General features: G+C 54.4%; 19 protein-coding genes, 1 tRNA gene and 1 pseudogene. 8 read left to right on the forward strand and 13 right to left on the reverse strand.

What is annotated here, in order from left to right:
* Nucleotides 1-191: 191 nt before the first annotated feature.
* Nucleotides 192-1,712, forward strand: coding sequence for a methyl-accepting chemotaxis protein (locus tag OGX84_RS20620; protein ID WP_049010696.1), 1,521 nt, complete (start codon nucleotides 192-194; stop codon nucleotides 1,710-1,712).
* 327 nt (nucleotides 1,713-2,039) lie between these two features.
* Nucleotides 2,040-3,605 (forward strand): methyl-accepting chemotaxis protein, encoded by a 1,566-nt coding sequence (locus OGX84_RS20625; protein WP_275165166.1) that lies wholly within the window; start codon nucleotides 2,040-2,042, stop codon nucleotides 3,603-3,605.
* Here OGX84_RS20625 and OGX84_RS20630 read toward each other — a convergent pair.
* Complete coding sequence (locus OGX84_RS20630) at nucleotides 3,602-4,162, reverse strand: PadR family transcriptional regulator (protein ID WP_275165167.1); 561 nt, start codon at nucleotides 4,160-4,162, stop codon at nucleotides 3,602-3,604. The genes OGX84_RS20625 and OGX84_RS20630 overlap by 4 nt on opposite strands.
* A gap of 239 nt (nucleotides 4,163-4,401) precedes the next feature.
* Between OGX84_RS20630 and OGX84_RS20635 the strand changes: the two genes are divergently transcribed.
* A complete protein-coding gene (locus OGX84_RS20635) occupies nucleotides 4,402-5,178 on the forward strand; it encodes a siderophore-interacting protein (RefSeq protein WP_275165168.1) in 777 nt (258 codons plus the stop codon).
* A gap of 59 nt (nucleotides 5,179-5,237) precedes the next feature.
* On the opposite strand, the gene OGX84_RS20640 is transcribed toward OGX84_RS20635, so the two are convergent.
* Nucleotides 5,238-6,896, reverse strand: a complete 1,659-nt coding sequence (locus OGX84_RS20640; protein ID WP_275165169.1) for a glycerone kinase — start codon at nucleotides 6,894-6,896, stop codon at nucleotides 5,238-5,240.
* Between the two features lie 246 nt (nucleotides 6,897-7,142).
* Complete coding sequence (locus tag OGX84_RS20645) at nucleotides 7,143-7,457, reverse strand: hypothetical protein (protein ID WP_275165170.1); 315 nt, start codon at nucleotides 7,455-7,457, stop codon at nucleotides 7,143-7,145.
* Between the two features lie 33 nt (nucleotides 7,458-7,490).
* Between OGX84_RS20645 and OGX84_RS20650 the strand changes: the two genes are divergently transcribed.
* Both OGX84_RS20650 and dhaR read left to right on the forward strand, forming a co-directional pair.
* Nucleotides 7,491-8,588: a glycerol dehydrogenase gene (locus tag OGX84_RS20650; RefSeq protein ID WP_024130968.1), complete on the forward strand. Its 1,098-nt coding sequence runs from the start codon at nucleotides 7,491-7,493 to the stop codon at nucleotides 8,586-8,588.
* A 105-nt stretch (nucleotides 8,589-8,693) separates the two neighbouring features.
* On the forward strand, nucleotides 8,694-10,619 hold the full coding sequence (gene dhaR, locus OGX84_RS20655) for a dihydroxyacetone kinase operon transcriptional regulator DhaR (RefSeq protein WP_012135209.1): 1,926 nt from the start codon (nucleotides 8,694-8,696) through the stop codon (nucleotides 10,617-10,619).
* Nucleotides 10,620-10,673: 54 nt separating this feature from the next.
* Here the strand turns inward: dhaR and OGX84_RS20660 are convergent.
* A pseudogene (locus OGX84_RS20660) lies at nucleotides 10,674-10,772 on the reverse strand (hypothetical protein); the annotation flags it as partial.
* Between the two features lie 565 nt (nucleotides 10,773-11,337).
* On the opposite strand from OGX84_RS20660, the gene OGX84_RS20665 reads away from it, so the two are divergent.
* Nucleotides 11,338-11,661 carry a DUF1889 family protein gene (locus tag OGX84_RS20665; RefSeq protein WP_081353156.1) on the forward strand — a complete coding sequence of 108 codons (324 nt, stop codon included), beginning with the start codon at nucleotides 11,338-11,340 and terminating at the stop codon, nucleotides 11,659-11,661.
* A 115-nt stretch (nucleotides 11,662-11,776) separates the two neighbouring features.
* Here the strand turns inward: OGX84_RS20665 and OGX84_RS20670 are convergent.
* A tRNA-Ile gene (locus tag OGX84_RS20670) sits at nucleotides 11,777-11,852 on the reverse strand.
* A 125-nt stretch (nucleotides 11,853-11,977) separates the two neighbouring features.
* Here OGX84_RS20670 and mug point away from each other — a divergent pair.
* Nucleotides 11,978-12,484 carry a G/U mismatch-specific DNA glycosylase gene (gene mug / locus OGX84_RS20675; protein ID WP_012135205.1) on the forward strand — a complete coding sequence of 169 codons (507 nt, stop codon included), beginning with the start codon at nucleotides 11,978-11,980 and terminating at the stop codon, nucleotides 12,482-12,484.
* 51 nt (nucleotides 12,485-12,535) lie between these two features.
* Here the strand turns inward: mug and rpoD are convergent, their stop codons facing one another.
* The 3 genes from rpoD to rpsU form a co-directional block, all read right to left on the reverse strand.
* The gene (rpoD, locus tag OGX84_RS20680) at nucleotides 12,536-14,410 is read right to left on the reverse strand and encodes an RNA polymerase sigma factor RpoD (protein ID WP_256372597.1); all 1,875 of its coding nucleotides are present in this window, start codon (nucleotides 14,408-14,410) and stop codon (nucleotides 12,536-12,538) included.
* A 200-nt stretch (nucleotides 14,411-14,610) separates the two neighbouring features.
* The gene (dnaG, locus tag OGX84_RS20685) at nucleotides 14,611-16,356 is read right to left on the reverse strand and encodes a DNA primase (protein WP_012135203.1); all 1,746 of its coding nucleotides are present in this window, start codon (nucleotides 16,354-16,356) and stop codon (nucleotides 14,611-14,613) included.
* A 164-nt stretch (nucleotides 16,357-16,520) separates the two neighbouring features.
* Nucleotides 16,521-16,736: a 30S ribosomal protein S21 gene (gene rpsU, locus OGX84_RS20690; protein WP_001144069.1), complete on the reverse strand. Its 216-nt coding sequence runs from the start codon at nucleotides 16,734-16,736 to the stop codon at nucleotides 16,521-16,523.
* A gap of 237 nt (nucleotides 16,737-16,973) precedes the next feature.
* Here rpsU and tsaD point away from each other — a divergent pair, with 237 nt between their 5' ends.
* Nucleotides 16,974-17,987 (forward strand): tRNA (adenosine(37)-N6)-threonylcarbamoyltransferase complex transferase subunit TsaD, encoded by a 1,014-nt coding sequence (tsaD, locus tag OGX84_RS20695; protein ID WP_286458339.1) that lies wholly within the window; start codon nucleotides 16,974-16,976, stop codon nucleotides 17,985-17,987.
* Between the two features lie 86 nt (nucleotides 17,988-18,073).
* On the opposite strand, the gene ureG is transcribed toward tsaD, so the two are convergent.
* The 5 genes from ureG to OGX84_RS20720 are packed head-to-tail and all read right to left on the reverse strand — an operon-like array spanning nucleotide 18,074 to nucleotide 21,859.
* Nucleotides 18,074-18,691 (reverse strand): urease accessory protein UreG, encoded by a 618-nt coding sequence (ureG, locus tag OGX84_RS20700; protein WP_012135199.1) that lies wholly within the window; start codon nucleotides 18,689-18,691, stop codon nucleotides 18,074-18,076.
* Between the two features lie 9 nt (nucleotides 18,692-18,700).
* Nucleotides 18,701-19,375 carry an urease accessory protein UreF gene (locus OGX84_RS20705; RefSeq protein WP_112001534.1) on the reverse strand — a complete coding sequence of 225 codons (675 nt, stop codon included), beginning with the start codon at nucleotides 19,373-19,375 and terminating at the stop codon, nucleotides 18,701-18,703.
* Entirely contained in the window at nucleotides 19,375-19,833 is a 459-nt protein-coding gene (ureE, locus tag OGX84_RS20710; protein WP_012135197.1) for an urease accessory protein UreE, read from the reverse strand. The genes OGX84_RS20705 and ureE overlap by 1 nt, the downstream gene beginning before the upstream one ends.
* Before the next feature lie 9 nt (nucleotides 19,834-19,842).
* Nucleotides 19,843-21,546 (reverse strand): urease subunit alpha, encoded by a 1,704-nt coding sequence (ureC, locus tag OGX84_RS20715; RefSeq protein WP_112001535.1) that lies wholly within the window; start codon nucleotides 21,544-21,546, stop codon nucleotides 19,843-19,845.
* The gene (locus OGX84_RS20720; RefSeq protein WP_286458341.1) at nucleotides 21,539-21,859 is read right to left on the reverse strand and encodes an urease subunit beta; all 321 of its coding nucleotides are present in this window, start codon (nucleotides 21,857-21,859) and stop codon (nucleotides 21,539-21,541) included. The genes ureC and OGX84_RS20720 overlap by 8 nt, the downstream gene beginning before the upstream one ends.
* Nucleotides 21,860-21,866 lie beyond the last annotated feature (7 nt).

Genomic DNA, 21,866 nt, shown 5'->3' on the forward strand with positions numbered 1-21,866 from the left:
AGTTATAGTGGAACTGAATAGTTACTTAATGAAAGTATTTTAAATCAATGAATTAGAAAACATACAAATATTACGGTTTAAACGCAAATTGCGATCTAAATCAAATTTAACAACTAAAGATAAACAAATTATCGCCGAAATAACATCTGACAGAAAAGTTAACATTCAAGTAACCTGCACAGGACGCAACCATGTCTTCTCATCCCTACGTCAGCCAGCATAATTATCCGCTGGATGATGATACAACCCTGATGTCCACAACTGACCTGCAAAGCTATATCACCCATGCAAATGATACCTTCGTTCAGGTAAGCGGCTTTACGCTGAATGAACTGCTTACGCAACCGCATAATCTGGTACGCCACCCGGACATGCCGAAAGCCGCGTTTGCGGATATGTGGTACACCCTCAGGCAGGGTGAGCCGTGGAGCGGCATCGTGAAAAACCGACGGAAGAATGGCGATCACTACTGGGTGCGGGCGAATGCGGTGCCGATGGTGCGGGAAGGGCGCGTGACCGGCTATATGTCGATTCGTACCCGCGCGACAGATGAAGAGATTGCTGCCGTTGAGCCTTTGTATAAGGCGCTGAATGAAGGCCGCAGCAACAAACGTATCCACAAAGGACTGGTGGTGCGTAAAGGCTGGCTGGGGAAACTGCCGGCAATCCCCATTCGCTGGCGTGTACGCAGCGTTATGGCGCTAACGGGCGTGGTGCTGATGGCGGCGATGGCGCAAATGGGCGTTGCGTGGCCAGCGCTATTCGTGAACGCCCTGCTGATGCTGGCGGGAACGGCGGTGTTTGAATGGCAGATTGTGCGTCCGATCGAAAATGTCGCCCGGCAGGCGTTGAAAGTCGCAACGGGCGAGCGTAACAGCGTATCGCATCTTAACCGTAGTGACGAACTGGGGCTGATGTTGCGCGCGGTAGGCCAGCTTGGGCTTATGTGCCGCTGGCTGATTAATGACGTCTCAAGCCAGGTTTCCAGCGTCAGAAACGGCAGCGAGACGTTAGCGAAAGGCAATGACGATCTGAATAAACACACCCGCCAGACGGTGGAGAATGTGCAGCAGACGGTGACGACTATGAACCAGATGGCGGAGTCCGTGAAGAAAAATTCCACCACCGCGTCCGCCGCCGATAAATTATCCAGCGCGGCCAGCAGTGCGGCGACGCAGGGCGGAGAGGCGATGGAAACCGTCATTAAAACGATGGATGACATCGCTGACAGCACGCAGCAGATTGGCACAATCACTACGCTGATTAACGATATTGCTTTCCAGACGAATATCCTGGCGTTGAACGCGGCGGTTGAAGCGGCGCGAGCGGGCGAGCAGGGTAAAGGATTTGCCGTTGTCGCCGGGGAGGTTCGCCATCTTGCCAGCCGAAGCGCCAGCGCGGCGAATGATATTCGTAAGCTCATTGACGCCAGCGCAAGCCGGGTACAGTCCGGTTCCGAACAGGTTCATGCGGCAGGACGCACGATGGATGATATTGTGGCTCAGGTGCAAAATGTCACTCAGCTTATTGCGCAAATCAGCCACTCGACGCTGGAACAGGCGGACGGACTCTCCAGCCTGACCCGCGCCGTGGATGAGTTAAACCATATCACGCAGAAAAATGCCGAGCTGGTGGAGGAGAGCGCTCAGGTTTCAGCGATGGTTAAACATCGCGCCAGCCGTCTGGAAGACGCGGTAACGGTTCTGCATTAAATCAAATTCCCTTTATTTCTGCCGACAAACGCTTATCGAAGCCGATAAGCGTTTTGTCATAATATTGGGCTAACAATGTTAAGCACATATTAAATATTTACCATTTCGAGCTATTTCCTTATTTAAACCCGCTGCGTTATTTTGTGTGATTCTTCATTTTCCCGAACCTGAAAAATGAATTGTACAACGATCGGTCTGCCGATATTCATCGTTGAAAACTATTTACTGTAATAACTTGAAATAAAAAACGATCAATATCATAAAGTTAGCGCAACCGTAACCGATAACGAACCCTGTATAGAGGAAAAACAATCTCCAGGGGGAAATATGCTTTTGCATAACATGAAGATCCGCTCGAAATTATTTATTGCGTTTGGTTTGTTTATTGTACTGATGATCGTGAGTTCTGGCCTTTCGTTGTTCAGCCTGGATCGAACGAATACCAGTATGCAGAACATCATTACTCACGATTATCCCACAACGGTGAAAGCCAACCTGCTGATCGATAATTTTCAGGATTTCGTTAGCACGCAGCAGCTGATGCTGCTGGATGAAGAAGGACGCTGGAGCCAGGAGTCGCAAAAGCAGCTGGATGCGATTAGCCAGCGCATTACGGTATTGCTCGATGAGCTGTCCGCCAGCCGTCATGACGAGGCCTCAAAGGCCATTATCGCCGGAATTCGCGATGTACGTCAGCAGTATCTGGCCTCCCGGTTCCGTATTTTGCAGGAAATTCAGAACCATAATCGTCCGGCGGCGATACAGGAAATGATGACGACCACCGTCAACATACAGCAGGCGTATAAAGCTAAAGTACAGGAGTTGATCGCTATTGAAGATACGCTGATGCGCAATGCGGGCGCGTCGGTTGACCAGGATTTTCGCACCAACCGGGCACAGCTGATTCTCCTGGCGCTTATCAGCATTGCCGCCGGAGTGATAATGGGATGGTACATCGTGCGTTCCATTACCCGGCCGCTTAATGACGCCGTGCAGTTTGCCGGGGCGATTGCGGAGGGGGATTTGACCCGCACGATTCATATCGCGCAAAAGGATGAAACCGGCGTGCTGTTGCAGGCGCTGATGGAGATGAAAAACCGTCTGCTGGTGATCGTGCAGGAAGTTCAGAACGGCTCTGAAAATATCTCCAGCGCGGCGGCGCAAATTGTCGCGGGCAACCAGGATCTGGCGGCACGTACTGAAGAACAGGCCAGTTCTGTTGAGCAAACGGCGGCCTCTATGGAGCAGATTACCGCCACTGTCAAAAATACGGCGGACCACACCAGCGAAGCGACCCATCTTTCTGCCGATGCGGCCAGCGTGGTGAAAAATAACGGTGAGATGATGCGTCAGGTCACGCAAAAAATGCGCGTGATAAATGAGACCTCTAACCGCATGTCCGACATTATCAACCTGATTGATTCTATTGCCTTCCAGACCAACATTCTGGCGCTTAACGCCGCCGTGGAAGCCGCTCGCGCCGGGGAACACGGGCGTGGCTTCGCGGTCGTGGCGGGGGAAGTTCGTCAACTGGCGCAAAAAAGCGCGTCGTCGGCCAGTGAGATCCGCCACCTGATCGAAGACTCTACCAGCCAGACGCAGGAGGGGATGCAACTGGTGGAAAAAGCCAGTGCGTTGATTAATGGTATGGTGGATAACGTTGAAGAGATGGATGTGATTCTGCGTGAAATCGGCCAGGCCAGTCGCGAACAAACCGATGGGATTTCGCAAATCAACAGCGCGATTGGGCTGATTGACGCCACCACGCAACAGAACTCGTGTCTGGTTGAGGAGTCCGTTGCGGCAGCGGCGTCGCTGAATGAGCAGGCCCGGCACTTAAAAGAGATCGTGAAAGTGTTCCGCATCCGTGCGGAGGACGTACCGCCTGCTTAATCCAGTTGGCTGATTTCCAGCGCCGCGCGATCGATAACGCCGATTATCTGCTTAAGCTGCGCGTCGCTGATCCCGCCCTGATTCACCCGCAGATCCAACACGGCTTTGAAGTTGTCCAGCGCCCGTTTCATCTGCGGGTTCTTACGCAGTTCAAAGCCGACGCAGCGCGCTTTCATGCGTTCGTGGATGTGCTCCAGGTGTTCACGGTTCTCTTCCAGCCACCGTTGCCCCAGCTCTGTAATGGTGATCTGCTTACGCCCGCCGTCCTCTTCTTTGATAGTGATAAATTCCTGATCCTGAAGAAAATCCAGCGTTGGGTAAATCACGCCTGGGCTTGGGGTGTAGTTGCCCAGCGTCAGGTTCTCGATGGCTTTAATCAATTCGTAACCGTGGCTGGCCTCGCGGGTCAAAATTTCCAGAATCACCAGGCGTAGTTCGCCGTGGCCAAAAAAGCGCTGGCGACGTCCGCCGCCGCCGCCCCGGCCATGACGGTGCTCGCAGCCATGTTCATGGCCGTGGTGATGCTCTCTCTCGCAACCTTCATGATGATGTCGCATGATGTACTCCTGTTTTATTTAGATATATCTAATTTATATCTAAAACTTGTAATCTTGCAAGTCGATCGATTTTTATTTTTTTTAATTTATTGATTTTAAAGTGATTAGAATTGTTTTATATCGTGAGATATATCGAAGATTACTGTATCAAAAAAGTGCTTGCAATCTTCATAACTAACAATCATTATCATTTAAAATTTAATTTAGATATATCGTATTATCTGCATGAAGGCGAAAAAATGATAAATACATCCTCACGCTACCCACAGCGCGTTCGTAACGAACTGCGTTTTCGTGAACTTACCGTTCTGCGCATCGAGCGTATTAGCGCCGGTTTTCAGCGCATTGTTCTTGGCGGTGAAGCGCTGGAAGGCTTTAGCTCGCGCGGCTTTGACGATCACACCAAAGTGTTTTTCCCTGAACCGGGCAGCCTGTTCGTTCCTCCGACGGTAACTGACGAAGGGATTGTCTGGGGAGAGGGCGTACGTCCTGCTTCCCGCGATTACACGCCCTTATATGATGAAGGGCGGCACGAGCTGGCGCTGGATTTCTTTATTCACGACGGCGGCGTGGCGAGCACATGGGCAGTAAACGCTCGCGAAGGCGACACGCTCACCATCGGTGGGCCGCGTGGATCGCTGGTGGTGCCGGAAGACTATGCATATCAGGTTTATGTCTGCGATGAGTCAGGGATGCCAGCGCTGCGCCGCCGCCTGGAAGCGCTCGATCGCTTGTCCGTTCGCCCGCATGTTACGGCGCTGGTCAGCGTACAGGATGCCGCATATCAGGATTATCTGGCGCATCTTGATGGCTTTGCCATTGAATGGGTGGTCGGACACGATGAGCAGGCGATTGATGAGCGACTGGCGCAATTAACGGTGCCGGAAGCGGATTATTTCATCTGGATCACGGGTGAAGGGAAAGTGGTTAAGCATCTGAGCCGTCGCTTTGAGACGGAACAGTTTGATCCGCAACGGGTGCGCGCCGCAGCATACTGGCATCGTAAGCCGGCTTAATCATTCCTTATAGGTGGAAACTTAACCGGGCCACAGCGGGCCCGGTTTTCTGCTGACTATCAGGCGTTGTGACTTTCCGCCAGCGCTTTAAACACCATTGCCACGGCGTGTGCGCCAGGGTCCATATTGCCAAGCAGGCTTTCGCTGCTGAGGTAGGATGCGCGTCCGGCGTTGGCTTTGCTGGACTGACAGGTACGTTCTGCGCCATTTTGCGCGGCGGAAAAGGCCGCGTGCAGATCCTGTGGCTGCGCAAGCAGCGATGTCAGGGCCGGCTGTAAAGCATCGATCATGGTACGATCGCCTTCATCCGCGCCACCGTAATACTTCATCTGCGCCAGACCGGTATTCAGCGCTTCCGCCACACTGGCGCCTTGCTCCAGTTTCTGCCCCGCGGCGGTAAAGAAAATGGACATCAGCACACCGCTGGAGCCGCCCATGACGACGGTCAGGCGTTCGCCAATGAGTGCGAACAGCGTGGCGAGATGGTCGAGCGGCAACTGCTGGCGGTGTAGCAGGCCCGCGATTTCACGCGCGCCTGCCGCAAAAGTTGAGCCGGTATCGCCGTCGCCGACTTTGGCATCCAGCGCGTTAAGATCCATTTCCAGATCGGACAGCGTGCGGGTGACCTGCTCAACAATCCCGGCAACTAACGCGTTCTCTGAAGGCTGAAACTCTACCCGTGCGCTTTGCAATGAGGATGGCATAATGGTTATCTCACGCGGCGGCACCGGCGTTTGCCAACTGCTGGTTTCCACCCCGGAGAGCAACGCTTTTTCGATACTTTCTTCCAGCACCATTGCCGTCAGTGAAAAACCTTTCATGTCCAGCGCAGTCACTAGCGAAGCCGGGCCGATAAGCCAGTCGATGCGTTTATGTAGCGGGCTGCGCGCCAGTTCACGCGTGATGATGGCCATTTCCGCGACGGAGACGCCGCCAAGGTTATTGACCATCACCGCCAGCCGACCGGTCTCAGGCAGAGCGGAGAGGAGTTTGTCGGCCATCAGGCGCACAATCTGCACGCTGTTTTGGGTATCAATGACTGATGCGCCGGGTTCGCCGTGGATCCCCATGCCCAGCTCAGACTGATTAGGATGATGGCGTGGCGCGTTCTCCGTCTCCTGCGGCAGATGGCAACTGGAAATCGCAACGCCAAGACTCACGGTATTGTTGGCGGCATACTGCGCTTCACGCAAGACGGTCGCCAGGTTGTAGCCGCGTTCGGCAAAATAGCCAGCGACTTTATGAACCAGAATGGTGCCCGCGATACCACGCGGGTGCTTATTGTCTGGCAGCGAAATGTCATCCCCGACAATCAGCATTTCAACGTTGTAGCCCAGACGGCGCGCTTTCTCTGCCGCAAGGCCGAAGTTCAGACGATCGCCGGTATAGTTTTTTACGATTAACAGGCAGCCTGCGTCGCCAGTGACCGCCTGAATAGCGGTCAGCACTGCATCGACGCTGGGGGAGGCAAACAGATCGCCGCAGACGGCAGCGGTTAACATGCCTTTCCCGATGAAGCCAACGTGGGCAGGTTCGTGCCCGGAGCCGCCGCCGGAAATCACCGCGACGTTGCTACGGTTCAGATCGCGGCGAACCACGACACGAATCGCCGGATCGCTCTCCAGGCGCACCAGATTGTTCCACGGGCTGGAGATAATCGTTCCTTCAATGACGTCGTTGACGAGATGGGGTCGCTGGTTAAAAAAGAATTGAGTCATAACGGTTCCTGGAGAGTGGGAAAAACAGACCCCCGGCTGCACATTATGGTTGCGGAGGCGCTCATCATCGGGACGCTGCGGGGCAGGTCGGCGATGAGGAGATTCTGGCTGAGTTCATGAAGAAAAAAATTTGAGGAAAATGAGTTTCATTACGAAACGAAATTATTCTTTTACGTTCCGTAATGAAACGTTTTCTGATGAAAAAAAGCCAAAATGCGAGCCGGAGCGCGCCTTTTTCCCGCTCATTCACGCAGAAAAGTTGGCCAGGCAGAAAAATATTTTCCTGTTTTGTCGGCAGTCGGCGGCGAAAACCACGCATGATTCCGCTTTTTTCAGATGCATTATGAGAAGGCTGAACGGATCGGGATCGCAATCCTGCCGTTTTTTAGGGTTTATTGTTCCACTATGAAACGTGATGAATTTTTCTGTGTTCCATTTCAGAACAAAAAGAGGAAAGATTTTTTTGGCGATGCCTCGTCCTACAGTGATTGCATCGCTCCGGTATCGCTCCGTTTTCGCCATTAACACAGGGCCAAACAGAATAACGCCAGGGCTCACCATGTAAATACATGCACTTATTTGAGGATGACAGGAATGCTAAAAGTTATTCAATCTCCAGCCAAATATCTCCAGGGACCTGATGCTTCTGTCTTATTCGGTCAATATGCCAAAGACCTGGCGGACAGCTTTTTCGTGATTGCAGATGACTTCGTCATGAAGCTGGCGGGAGAGAAGGTGCTGAATGGCCTGAATAGCCACGAAATCCGTTGCCACGCAGAACGTTTCAATGGCGAATGCAGCCATGTTGAAATCAACCGTCTGATGGCCATTTTGAAACAAAAAGGCTGCCGTGGCGTGGTGGGGATCGGCGGCGGGAAAACGCTTGATACGGCAAAAGCCATTGGCTACTACCAGAAACTGCCGGTCGTTATTATTCCGACTATTGCGTCCACCGATGCCCCGACCAGCGCATTGTCGGTTATCTATACCGAAGCGGGCGAGTTTGAAGAGTATCTGATCTACCCGAAAAACCCGGATATGGTGGTGATGGACACGGCAATCATCGCCAAAGCGCCGGTGCGTTTACTGGTGTCCGGGATGGGGGATGCGCTTTCCACCTGGTTTGAAGCGAAAGCCTGCTATGACGCCAGAGCGACCAGCATGGCGGGCGGGCAGTCTACGGCGGCGGCCTTGAGCCTGGCGCGCCTGTGTTATGATACATTGCTCGCAGAAGGTGAAAAAGCGCGTCTGGCGGCTCAGGCTGGCGTTGTGACTGATGCGCTGGAACGTATCGTTGAAGCCAACACCTATCTCAGCGGCATTGGCTTTGAGAGCAGCGGTCTGGCCGGGGCGCATGCGATTCACAACGGTTTCACTATTCTGGAAGAGTGCCACCATTTGTATCACGGCGAAAAGGTCGCGTTTGGCACGCTGGCGCAACTGGTATTACAGAACAGCCCGATGGAAGAGATCGAAACCGTTCTGGGGTTCTGCGAGAAAGTGGGACTGCCGATTACCCTCGCGCAGATGGGCGTGAAAGACGGCATTGAAGGGAAAATTCAGGCGGTGGCGAAAGCGACCTGCGCGGAAGGCGAAACCATCCACAATATGCCGTTTGAGGTGACGCCGGACAGCGTTTATGCCGCGATTCTGACGGCGGATCTGTTAGGTCAGCAGTGGCTGGCGCGTTAATCCGCCTTGAGTTACGTTCTCTTCCCGAGATGAAAAGGCAGTTTCTCCTCCCCTCTGACCGTTCCGGCCGGAGGGGTTGTCTATGGTAAAACAGCGGAAAAGGATATGACGGCTCAGACGCAGGACATCGGGAAGGAAGTATCTTCCGTCATCGCTCAGTCATGGCATCGTTGCAGCAAGTTTATGCAGCGAGAAACCTGGCAGACGCCGCACCAGGCGCAAGGGCTGACCTTTGAATCGATTTGCCGACGCAAAACGGCGTTGCTGACGATAGGCCAGGCTGCGCTGGAAGATGCCTGGGAGTTCATGGATGGACGACCTTGCGCGCTGTTTATCCTGGATGAATCCGCCTGTATCTTAAACCGCTGCGGCGATCCCGGGACGCTGGAGAAACTGGCGGAACTGGGCTTTCTCGACGGCAGCTACTGTGCGGAAAGCATCATCGGCAGCTGTGCGCTGTCGCTGGCAACCATGCCGGGGCAGCCAACCAAAACGGCCGGAGAGCAGCATTTTAAACAGGCGCTGCACCCGTGGTCATTCTGCTCAACCCCGGTATTTGATAATCACGGCCGCCTGTTTGGCTCCATTTCGCTCTGCTGTCTGGTGGAGCACCAGTCAGTCTCTGATTTATCGCTGACGCTGGCGATCGCCCGTGAAGTGGGAAATTCACTGTTAACTGATAGCCTGTTGGCCGAGTCTAATCGTCATCTGAATCAGATGTACGGGCTGCTGGAAAGCATGGACGATGGCGTTATGGCGTGGAACGAGCAGGGCGTGTTGCAGTTTCTCAACGCGCGGGCGGCCACGATGCTGCATCTGGATACGCAGGCCAGCCAGGGGAAAAACATCCATGATCTGGTCAATTTGCCTGCCTTGCTGCGTCGCGCCATTAAACACGCCCGCGGGTTGAGCCATGTCGAAGTGACTTTTGAAAGTCAGCATCAGTTTGTTGATGCCGTCATTACCCTGAAACCGATTGTTGAGGAGCAGGGCAACAGCTTTATTCTGCTGCTGCACCCGGTGGAGCAAATGCGCCAGTTGATGACCAGTCAACTGGGGAAAGTGAGCCATACCTTTGAACAGATGTCGACGGACGATCCAGAAACGCGTCGGTTGATCCACTTTGGCCGCCAGGCGGCAAGGGGGAGCTTCCCGGTTCTGCTGTGTGGTGAAGAAGGAGTGGGCAAAGAGCTTCTCAGCCAGGCTATCCACAACGAAAGCGAACGCGCGAGCGGGCCTTATATCGCCGTAAACTGCCAGCTCTATGCCAATAGCGTGCTGGGGCAGGATTTTATGGGCAGTGCGCCAACCGATGATGAAAATGGTCGTCTGAGCCGCCTTGAACTGGCGAGCGGTGGCACGCTGTTTCTGGAAAAAATTGAATATCTGGCGCCGGAGTTGCAGTCCGCGCTGCTGCAAGTGATCAAGCAGGGCGTGTTAACCCGCCTTGACGCGCGACGTCTGATCCCGGTGGATGTGAAAGTGATCGCGACGACCACCGTTGATCTGGCGAATCTGGTCGAGCAGAACCGCTTTAGCCGTCAGCTTTACTATGCCCTGCATTCGTTTGAAATTATTATTCCTCCGCTGCGCGCGCGGCGTAACAGCATCCCTTCGCTGGTCTATAACCGGCTGAACGGCCTGAAAAAACGCTTTTCAACCAGCCTGAAGGTGGATGATGATGCGCTGGCGCAATTGGTGGCCTATTCCTGGCCGGGCAATGACTTCGAGCTGAACAGCGTCATCGAAAACATCGCTATCAGCAGCGATAACGGCCACATCCGCCTGAGTAATCTGCCGGAATATCTGTTTTCTGAACGCCCCGGCGTGGATACGACATCATCGCTGCTACCCGCCAGCCTGACGTTTACGGCTATCGAGAAAGAGGCGATTATCCATGCCGCCCGCGTCACCAGCGGACGGGTGCAGGAAATGTCTCATTTGCTGAACATTGGCCGCACTACGCTGTGGCGTAAGATGAAGCAGTACGACATCGACGCCAGCCAGTTCAAGCGCAAGCATCACGACTAGACCGGCTTTCGCCGGGTGCTCCCGGCGATATCCGCGAATTTTTCCGGGTTACAGCCCGCCCAACAGTTTGCAGCGTTCGCCCACAACCGAAATGGTATTGGGGCCGAAAAAGTTCACATTTGGCACCAGATAATCAAACATACGATAGCTCATAATAAGACCATCCAGGGTTCGGATGAGCATTCAGAGGAACAGCGCAACGTAGTTTCTGCCAATAACATATCCTGCTACGACGTACAGGGCTGAGGCCGCGATGAATTATCGCGCGGTGGTAAATGTTTTATTTCGAGTTCTTTATTTTGTCGCTCTCAGGTATTAAGTCAACAGGATAAAAATTGCTCAATTGATAACGCAATTATCTTCCGAACGTATTTTTTGATTAATGTCATTCGACATGATCACACTTTTCTCTACAGACCATTATTTGTGTTTCATACTGAAACTCATATTTTTAGAGGCGTATCAAACTGGAGCGTAATTAATTTTGTTTTTTCTCTCGGTGAACCCGGCACTGACCGCCTCCTCACCAGGCGTCTAATCCCCCCACACTTGCTGCGCTTGTTGTCTCCAGCCTTGCGGGCTATCTCGTTGATCTGTGGAGCAGAAGACGGATGGTGTTGTGACTCACCTCGAAACCTGGTTGAAAGAAAAGGATAAATTTAATGATTTCTTTGATATTAAGTTCAATCCAGGGGCATATTAGAGAGGTGTTTTTCAGATGGTTAATTTTAAGGACAAAAGTATGCCAGCAGTCATTGATAAAGCCTTAGATTTCATTAACGGTATGAATACATCCGCTTCAGTCCCACACCCAATGGATGAAAGTACAGCCAAGGGGATTTTTAAATATTTGAACGAGTTGGGGGTTCCGGCGAGAGCAGCAGATGTGGCAGCCCGAGGCGATCGGGAAGGGTGGAATGCCGGGTTTACGGAAAAATTGGTCGGGTGGGCTGAAAAAATTGCGTCAGGAGAACGGGTGCTTATTAAAAACCCTGAATATTTTTCTTTATATATGCGTGAGCAGCTTCGGGCACTGGTATAAGCTGAGCGCGCGCAAAAAGATCTATCTGCCCCGATGCTCTCGCCTTCAATTCGGGAGCATCTATTCCGGCCACCCAGAAAAAAGGACCTGCGATTTCTCGCAAGTCCTTGATATTTGGTGGCCCCTGCTGGACTTGAACCAGCGACCAAGCGATTATGAGTCGCCTGCTCTAACCACTGAGCTAAGGGGCCGTGGCGGTGGATTATAAAGTAACTCCGTGTTGCAATCCAGCCATAACCGTACGGATGCTGTTTTTATAAACAACGTATTTTCAATCCGTTATACTTTCAGCCTGATGTATCGTTCAGGAGTTAATATGGTTAAGGACATACTGGCGCGGGAGCTGAGAGTGGTATTTTGCGGCATCAATCCCGGCCTCTCTTCTGCGGGGACAGGGTTCCCGTTCGCGCATCCTGCCAACCGTTTCTGGAAGGTAATCCACCTTGCCGGATTTACCGGGCGTCAACTGAAACCGGAAGAGGCGCAGCATCTGCTGGATTTCCGCTGTGGCGTTACCAAATTTGTCGACAGGCCTACCGTGCAGGCGAACGAAGTTAAGCTTCAGGAGATGCGTAGCGGCGGCCATAAGCTCATTGAGAAGATTGAGCACTATCAACCTGCGGCGTTGGCGATTCTGGGCAAGCAGGCGTTTGAGCAGGGATTTAGCCAGCGCGGCGCGCAGTGGGGAAAACAGACGATGACCATTGGCGATACGCAGATCTGGGTGTTGCCGAATCCCAGCGGCTTAAATCGCATCAGGACGGAAAAGCTGGTGGAGGCGTATCGGGAACTTGATGAATCGCTGGTGGTTGATGGACTGTAAGCGGTAAAAAAAACGCCACCTTGCGGTGGCGTTGATGCTTATGCGGCGAGATTAATCGTCCAGGAAGCTACGCAGCACTTCAGAACGGCTCGGGTGACGCAGTTTACGCAACGCCTTCGCTTCGATCTGACGGATACGTTCGCGGGTAACGTCAAACTGTTTACCCACTTCTTCCAGCGTATGGTCGGTGTTCATATCGATACCGAAACGCATACGCAGCACTTTTGCTTCACGCGCCGTCAGGCCAGCCAGCACGTCGTGCGTTGCGGCACGCAGGCTCTCGGTGGTGGCAGAGTCCAGCGGCAGCTCGAGGGTGGTATCCTCGATGAAATCCCCCAGATGCGAATCTTCATCGTCGCCGATCGGCGTTTCCATGGAGATAGGCTCTTTGGCGATCTTCAGCACTTTACGGATCTTGTCTTCCGGCATCAGCATGCGCTCGGCCAGCTCTTCTGGCGTCGGCTCGCGACCCATTTCTTGCAGCATCTGGCGGGAGATACGGTTGAGTTTGTTGATGGTCTCAATCATATGCACCGGAATACGGATGGTGCGCGCCTGATCCGCGATAGAGCGGGTGATCGCCTGGCGAATCCACCAGGTGGCATAGGTGGAGAATTTGTAACCACGACGGTATTCGAACTTGTCTACCGCTTTCATCAGACCGATGTTGCCTTCCTGAATCAGATCCAGGAATTGCAGACCACGGTTGGTGTATTTTTTGGCGATAGAGATAACCAGACGCAAGTTCGCTTCAACCATCTCTTTCTTCGCACGGCGGGCTTTCGCTTCGCCGATGGACATGCGACGGTTGATGTCTTTTACCTGCTCGATGGTCAGGCCGGTTTCTTCTTCAATCTGTTGCAGTTTTTGCAGGCTGCGCTGAACGTCTTCAGTGACATCGTGCAGCTTTTCGGACCACGGCTTGTTCATCGCAATGGCGGCATTGAACCAGGTTTCGCTGGTTTCGTTGCCGGTGAACAGGGTGATGAAGTTTTTCTTCGGCATTTTGCACTGCTCAACGCAGAGCTTCATGATCAGGCGTTCTTGCGTGCGAACGCGATCCATCATGACGCGCATGCTGTTCACCAGGTAGTCGAACTGCTTCGGCACCAGGCGGAACTGCTTAAACACTTCAGACAGCTTCAGAATTTCGGTCTGCGCATCGGCGTGGCTGCGACCTTTCGCTTTGATGGTGTCACGGGTGACTTCGTACTGCGTACGCAGCTCTGCGAATTTTTCGCGCGCCAGTTCCGGGTCGATGCTGTTGTCGTCATCGCTGCTGTCGTCGTCTTCTTCTTCGTCTTCATCATCGTCGTCGTCCATCTCTTCCTGAGAGAGTTCAGAACCGACGTGCGTGGCGGTAGGCGCCATATCTTCTTCAGCGTTCGGGTCAACAAAGCCGGTGATCAGATCTGACAGGCGAGCTTCTTCGGCTTCAACGCGATCGTACTGTTCAAGCAGATAAGTAATCGCTTCCGGGTATTCGGCAACGGAGCATTGAACCTGGTTGATCCCGTCTTCGATACGTTTAGCGATGTCGATTTCGCCTTCACGGGTTAACAGTTCAACCGTACCCATCTCACGCATGTACATGCGTACCGGGTCAGTGGTACGACCGATTTCAGATTCAACACTGGATAAAACTTGAGCAGCAGCTTCTTCCGCGTCTTCGTCGGTGTTGTTGGTGTTTTCAGCAAGCAGCAGATCATCGGCATCCGGTGCTTCTTCCATCACCTGAATACCCATGTCGTTGATCATTTGGATGATGTCTTCGATTTGATCTGAATCGACGATATCTTCCGGCAGATGGTCATTGACCTCGGCATAGGTCAGATAGCCTTGCTCCTTACCACGGGTGACAAGAAGCTTCAGCTGTGACTGCGGGTTTTGCTCCATAAGACGGTATCCACACTTATTTCGTTTGATTGGTGTCGGCGGTGTATCTGCCAACCTTTAAAGCGAGGGCGTACTTATATTTTTGCCGCTGCCTCTCAGTGCGGCTGTCGGGGGCTTCCCGATCGCTATTCGGCACTTAAGCCGTTAAATACGTCATCCTTCAAGTTGTCTCTGCGTTAGCTGCGTTCTCTTGCTGCCTTAATACAACTTGAACGATTTTGTCTATCAATTCATTTTTTGGCCAGTTCCTGGTTCAGCGTCCAGAGTTCCCGGCGTTCTTCGTTGCTTAAACCGTGTGTGCGATCGCGAGCAATCAACTCTTCCTGGCGCAGCTTAAGCATCGAATCAAACATATGGTTGAGTGAGTCGGTGAAGGTTTTTTCAGCAATGTCCTTATCAGCTATATCGTCCCACATCGACAATTTTTCAAGGGTCGCAGCACTATTTGTGCCGCGATAATGTTCTAAAAGTTGGCCGGTGGTCAGACCTGGTTGAGACAAACAAGTGTTGACCAGTTCTTCAAATAAGCCAAGCCCGGGCAGCTTTTTTTGATCCAGACCGCCTAGCGGTGGTACTAACGGCGCCAAATCCGGGTTTTGTACCAGTAACCCTATAAGTATACGCATGGTCGTGCGTTTTAGCTGCGGAGCTGGGCGTACCGTGCCACTTTCTGCCTGTTTTGGCATTAAGCGGTCAAGCTGGCTATCGTCAAAGATGCCTAATTTCAGCCCCAGCATCTGTCGTAGCTGGATCCTGTGTGTATCTCCGGGAACCTGGTTAATCAGCGGCAGCGCCAGCGCGGCAAGCTGCGTACTTCCATCCGGCGTACTCAAATCAACCTGCGGCAAGAGGCTATTGAAGAGAAACAGAGAGAGCGGCAGAGCCTGCTCCATCCGTGCTTCGAATGCTTCTTTGCCCTCTTTACGCACCAGCGTATCCGGGTCTTCGCCATCAGGCAGGAACATAAAGCGCAACTGCCGTCCGTCGGTGATATAGGGCATTGCCGTTTCAAGCGCTCGCCATGCCGCATCGCGTCCGGCCCGATCGCCGTCATAACAGCAAATCACATTGTTAGTCGCCCGGAATAACATATGGATATGGTCGGCTGTTGTCGATGTCCCCAACGATGCCACGGCGTAGTTAATGTCGTACTGCGCCAGCGCGACAACGTCCATATAGCCTTCAACAACAAGCAGTCGCTGCGGTTCAGCGTTATGTTGCTGAGCTTCATAAAGGCCATACAGCTGTCGACCTTTATGGAAAATATCGGTTTCCGGGGAGTTCAGGTATTTCGGCGTATCGTTACCGAGTACGCGACCACCAAAACCAATCACCCGTCCTCGTTTATCGCGAATCGGGAACATCACCCGATTACGGAAACGGTCATAGGTTCTGCCCTGGTCATTGTTGACCAGCATTCCGGCATCCAGTAACAGCGCTCTGTTGTCGCTATTATTACCGAAACGTTTTAATGCGTTATCCCAGCCTGGCGGAGCGAAACCAATCGCGAAGCGTTGAACGATTTCAGCGCTAAGGCCGCGTTTTTGCAAATATTGGCGCGCAGGCTCTGCTGTGGGGTGGGCGAGCGACTGTTGATAAAACGCATTCAGCCCGTCCATTAACTGATAGAGGTTTTGCCGTTGATGGCGCTCTATCTGGCTAAGACCTGTCCCTGCTTCGTAGGGAATTTCCAGGTTGTGCATTGCAGCCAGTTCTTCGACGGTTTCCACGAAATCGAGCTTGTCGTAGTTCATGAGGAAATCGATCGCGTTGCCGTGTGCGCCGCAGCCAAAGCAGTGGTAAAACTGTTTTTCACCGTTCACGGTGAAAGAGGGGGTTTTTTCGTTATGGAACGGACAGCACGCGTGAAAATTCTTGCCCTGCTTTTTCAGCTTCACCCGCGCATCGATCAGATCGATGATGTCGGTGCGTGCCAGCAGGTCATTGATAAATACGCGTGGGATTCGTCCAGCCATATGCCCCTTTTATACACTTCATCTTTCAGGCGCCGCTTTGCCGCATCCTGAATGATTTTGTATATATGCCAATGCATAAACGAAAATAAGCCGCGCATTCCTTTCGGAAGCACGGCCTTACAACTACTACTCGGTCTGAATCGAGAGCTTACGCCCTCAACGCATTAGTACAGACGAGTGCGGCGTGCGTTTTCGCGAGCCAGTTTCTTCGCGTGACGTTTCACTGCTGAAGCTTTAGCGCGCTTACGTTCGGTAGTCGGTTTTTCATAGAACTCACGACGACGAACTTCCGCCAGAACACCTGCTTTTTCACAGGAACGCTTGAAGCGACGCAGAGCTACGTCGAACGGCTCGTTTTCACGTACTTTAATTACCGGCATGTGCCTCTCACCTTTGATTAAATCGGTTTGCCGCTGGCATCAGCGCCAGCTTATTTCAAAATGGTGCGGAATTTTACTGCAATTGCTGCTGCTTTGTAAAGCACCGACGCCTTTTTTGAAAGGGACTTTTATAAGGGTGAGGAGTATACACGAGGCTGTCGCCAGGGGCGAACAAAGTTTTACATCAACCCGCATTGGCCCTACACTGCGCGGTATCAGAGTGAGGTAAAACAAGTCATGCGTGTACTGGGTATTGAGACATCCTGCGATGAAACCGGCATCGCTATTTACGACGACGAAAAAGGTCTGTTAGCCAACCAATTGTATAGTCAGGTGAAATTACACGCTGACTACGGCGGCGTAGTGCCTGAACTGGCCTCGCGCGACCACGTACGCAAGACCGTGCCGCTGATCCAGACGGCGTTGAAAGAGTCGGGTCTGACGGCGAAAGAGATTGATGCCGTGGCCTATACCGCAGGGCCGGGTCTGGTGGGGGCGCTGCTGGTCGGCGCGACCGTTGGCCGTTCGCTGGCGTTTGCCTGGAATGTTCCGGCGATTCCGGTACACCATATGGAAGGGCACCTGCTGGCGCCGATGCTGGAAGACAATCCGCCGGAATTTCCGTTCGTGGCGCTGCTGGTCTCCGGCGGTCATACCCAACTTATCAGCGTGACCGGGATTGGTCAGTATGCGCTGTTAGGCGAATCCATTGACGATGCGGCCGGTGAAGCGTTTGATAAAACCGCCAAACTGCTGGGACTGGATTACCCTGGCGGCCCGATGCTGTCGAAAATGGCGGCGCAGGGCACCGCAGGGCGTTTTGTCTTTCCGCGTCCGATGACCGACCGTCCTGGGCTGGATTTCAGCTTCTCCGGGCTGAAAACGTTCGCCGCAAACACGATCCGCAGCAACGGTGATGATGAACAGACCCGCGCCGATATTGCCCGTGCGTTTGAAGATGCGGTGGTGGATACGCTGATGATCAAGTGTAAGCGAGCGCTGGATCAGACCGGCTTTAAGCGTCTGGTGATGGCCGGCGGGGTGAGCGCCAACCGCACGCTGCGTGCGAAGCTGGCGGAAATGATGCAAAAACGGCGTGGCGAAGTGTTCTACGCGCGGCCAGAGTTTTGCACCGATAACGGCGCGATGATCGCCTACGCCGGTATGGTGCGCTTCAAAGCGGGCGCAACGGCGGATTTAGGCGTGAGCGTGCGTCCTCGCTGGCCGCTGGCGGAGTTGCCTGCGGCGTGATTTTTTGCCCGGTGGCGGCTTCGCTTACCGGGCTTACAATACCGTAGGCCGGGTCAGGCGAAGCCGCCTCCCGGCGATAAAAAACGCTATACCCGCAACATCCCTTTATCTTCCAGAAACGCAATAATCGTCGCCAGGCCGTCACCGGTTTTCAGGTTGGTAAACGCCCACGGCCGATCCCCGCGCATGCGCATTGTATCGCGCGCCATTACCTCCAGCGACGCGCCCACATACGGCGCCAGATCCGTTTTGTTGATCACCAGAAAATCGGATTTGGTAATCCCCGGCCCGCCTTTACGCGGGATCTTCTCGCCTTCGGCCACGTCGATCACATAGATCGTCAGATCGGCCAGCTCCGGGCTGAAGGTGGCGCTCAGGTTATCGCCGCCGCTCTCGACAAAGATCAGATCCAGGTTGCCGAATGTCTCGCTTAATGCTTCCACCGCCGCCAGGTTCATTGAGGCGTCTTCGCGAATGGCGGTATGCGGACAACCGCCGGTTTCCACGCCGACAATCCTCTCCGGCGCCAGCGCGCCCGCTTCGGTAAGAATGCGCTGATCCTCTTTGGTATAAATATCGTTAGTCACCACCGCCAGTTGATACGTATCGCGCATCGCTTTGCATAACGCTTCCAGCAGGGCGGTTTTACCGGAACCCACCGGACCGCCCACGCCGACGCGCAGGGGATGTTTATAGTCGTTCATCGTGTCTCCTCAGGAGCGAAATAATCGGCAATATTGTGTTTCGTGACGGGCAGAAGCGATGGCGGTCAGCGGCGTGGATGAGCCCAGATCCGCATCCGGGCGAGCCAGCGCCTGCGCCATACCCTGCGCGTAATGGTCGCAAAGTGAAAGAATGAGTTGCTGCGCCGCCTGTTGTCCGAAGGGCACCAGCTTCACCCCCGCCATCACCGCGCTTTCTAACCAGCTGTAGCCGAGGCTTAACGCCAGATCCGTCAGCGGGATGCGCCAGCGCACGCCCAGCCACGCCATACCGCAGAGCTGGCTGTCGGCAAAAAGCGGACGCCACGTCTGCGGGCAGTCCGGCACCCAGTCCACCACCAGGCGTGTAAACGCCGCCCCCCGGCTGCGCTCTTCTTCGCGCAGTTCCCGGGTTTCCCGACAGGCCAGCAGATATGCGCTCCAGCGGCGAGCGGCGGTAACGTCATTCCGTTCACAGGCGTGGTATAACCGGGCGAAAATCGGCAGGTCGACGGTAAAAAAGTTCTGCTCCAGCTGTTGCGTTTGCCAGTGCGCAAAGTCTTCCGCGTTTTTCACCCAGCCGATCTCCACCGCCCACTCCAGCCCCTGAGACCAGGTAAACGATCCCACCGGTAAACTGCTGCTGGCGAGCTGCATCAGGCGCAGCCGTTGTCTGGCGTCAGTCATCAGTGGGCGTGGCCGTGGTGATGGCCGTGAGATTCGCTGGCATATGCCCCCGCCTCCGGTTCAAAGGGCAGATGCGCGAAAGTCACCTCTAAGCTGAACTGGCGCAGCATGTCGTCGAGTACGTGATCGTGGTGATAGCGCAGCTCGTCAGGCAGAATTTGCAGCGGAACGTGGCGGTTGCCCAGGTGGTAGCAGGCTTTGGCGAGCAGGAACGGATCGGCGCAGCGCACGACCGAAACGGCTTCGTTTGCGGCGATGATCTCCACCACCTCTGCGCCATCTTCCGTGCTCAGGCGATCGCCGCCGCGTAACAGCAAACCGCGCGGCAGCAGTAAACCGGCTTCGCGTCCGTCGCCCAGCACTACCTTCGCCCGGCTTTTGACGCGGACATCAATGGGGAGCGTCAGCGTTGCCGTGACGGCGGCGGGCGTTTCAATACGTTGCGTCAGATACAGCATGTCGTCTCCTCAAAATAAAAAATAACGCTGGGCCATCGGCAACACGTCTGCCGGTTCGCTGGTGAGCGGCTCACCGTCAATGCGCACCTCGTAAGTCTGGGCGTCAACGGTGATGTTGGGTTGCAGGCTGTTGTGGATCATGTCGGCTTTTTTTACCGTCCGGCAGCCTTTCACGACGGCGGTGGTGCTGCGTAAGTTGAGCTGCTGCGCAATGCCGTTTTCAACCGCAGCCTGAGAAAGAAAGGTCAGGCGACAGTGATGACGCGCCGCGCCAAGCGCGCCAAACATCGGCCGGTAATGCACCGGTTGCGGTGTGGGAATCGAGGCGTTGATATCACCCATCGGCGCGCAGACAATCATCCCGCCTTTAATGAGTGTTGCGGGTTTTACGCCAAAAAAGGCCGGAGACCAGAGCACCAGATCCGCCAGCTTTCCGGCCTCAACAGAACCGACCTCATGGGCGATGCCGTGGGTTAGCGCCGGGTTTATCGTGTACTTGGCGATGTAGCGTTTTACGCGCTGGTTGTCGTTATCGCCCGTCTCCTCCGCTAACGGGCCGCGTTGTACTTTCATCCGGTGCGCCACCTGCCAGGTTCGCAGAATGACTTCGCCCACTCGTCCCATTGCCTGGGAATCCGACGAGGTCAGGGAAAAGGCGCCGAGATCGTGCAGCACATCTTCGGCGGCGATGGTTTCCCGACGAATCCGCGACTCGGCAAACGCCACATCTTCGGCGATATCCGGGTCGAGATGGTGGCAGACCATCAGCATATCGAGATGCTCGTCAATGGTGTTGACGGTATAAGGCAGCGTCGGGTTGGTGGAGGAGGGGAGAATATGGGGATGCGCGCAGGCGGTGATAATATCCGGGGCGTGACCGCCGCCCGCCCCTTCGGTATGAAAGGTATGGATCGTGCGATCGCCAATTGCCGCCAGCGTGTCCTCGACGAAACCGGACTCGTTTAACGTGTCGCTGTGCAGCGCGACCTGAATATCCATCTCTTCAGCTACGGTCAGCGCACAGTCGATCGCCTCAGGCGTCGCGCCCCAGTCCTCGTGGATCTTCAGGCCGATCGCGCCGGCGGCAATCTGCTCACGCAGCGCGTCCGGGTTCGATCCATTCCCTTTGCCGAGAAAACCGATATTCACCGGCAGGCTGTCCGCCGCCTGCAACATGCGGGCGATGTACCACGGGCCAGGCGTGCAGGTGGTGGCATTGGTGCCCGCCGCCGGGCCGGTGCCGCCGCCAATCATGGTCGTCACGCCAGAGACCAGCGCCTCTTCCGCCTGCTGCGGGCAGATCCAGTGAATATGCGTGTCCACGCCGCCTGCGGTAACGATCTTTCCTTCACCGGCGATCGCCTCCGTGCCGACGCCAATCGGGATCGTCACATTGGGCTGAATATCCGGGTTACCGGCTTTGCCGATGGCGAAGATCCTGCCGTCTTTGATGCCGATGTCCGCCTTGACGATCCCCCAGTGATCGACGATCAGCGCGTTGGTGATCACCAGATCCACACACGCGCGAGCACGCATCTGCCCCTGGCCCATACCGTCGCGGATCACTTTGCCGCCGCCGAATTTCACCTCTTCGCCGTAGGTCGTGAGATCGTTTTCGACTTCGATCCACAGTTCGGTATCCGCCAGACGCACCCGGTCGCCGGTCGTCGGGCCAAACATGTCGGCGTAAGCCTGCCGGGAAATCTCAGTCATTGTCTGCCTCCAGAGAGCCAATTACTTCGCCGCGAAAACCAAAAATACGCTGTGCCCCGGCGACGCGCACCAGTTCGACCTCGCGTTTTTGCCCCGGCTCAAAACGCACTGCCGTGCCTGCGGGGATGTTCAGGCGAAAACCGCGTGCGGCTTGCCTGTCAAAGCGTAATGCGGGGTTGACCTCGTAAAAGTGATAGTGCGATCCGACCTGAACCGGGCGATCGCCATGATTCTCAACCACGATCGTGCAGGTTTCTCTGCCTGTATTGATCGCGATGTTTCCCGTGGAGATCCTGTATTCGCCTGGAATCATGGTTCCT

The sequence above is a fragment of the Citrobacter sp. CK202 genome, from assembly GCF_030333225.1.
GTDB classification, from domain to species: domain Bacteria; phylum Pseudomonadota; class Gammaproteobacteria; order Enterobacterales; family Enterobacteriaceae; genus Citrobacter_B; species Citrobacter_B koseri.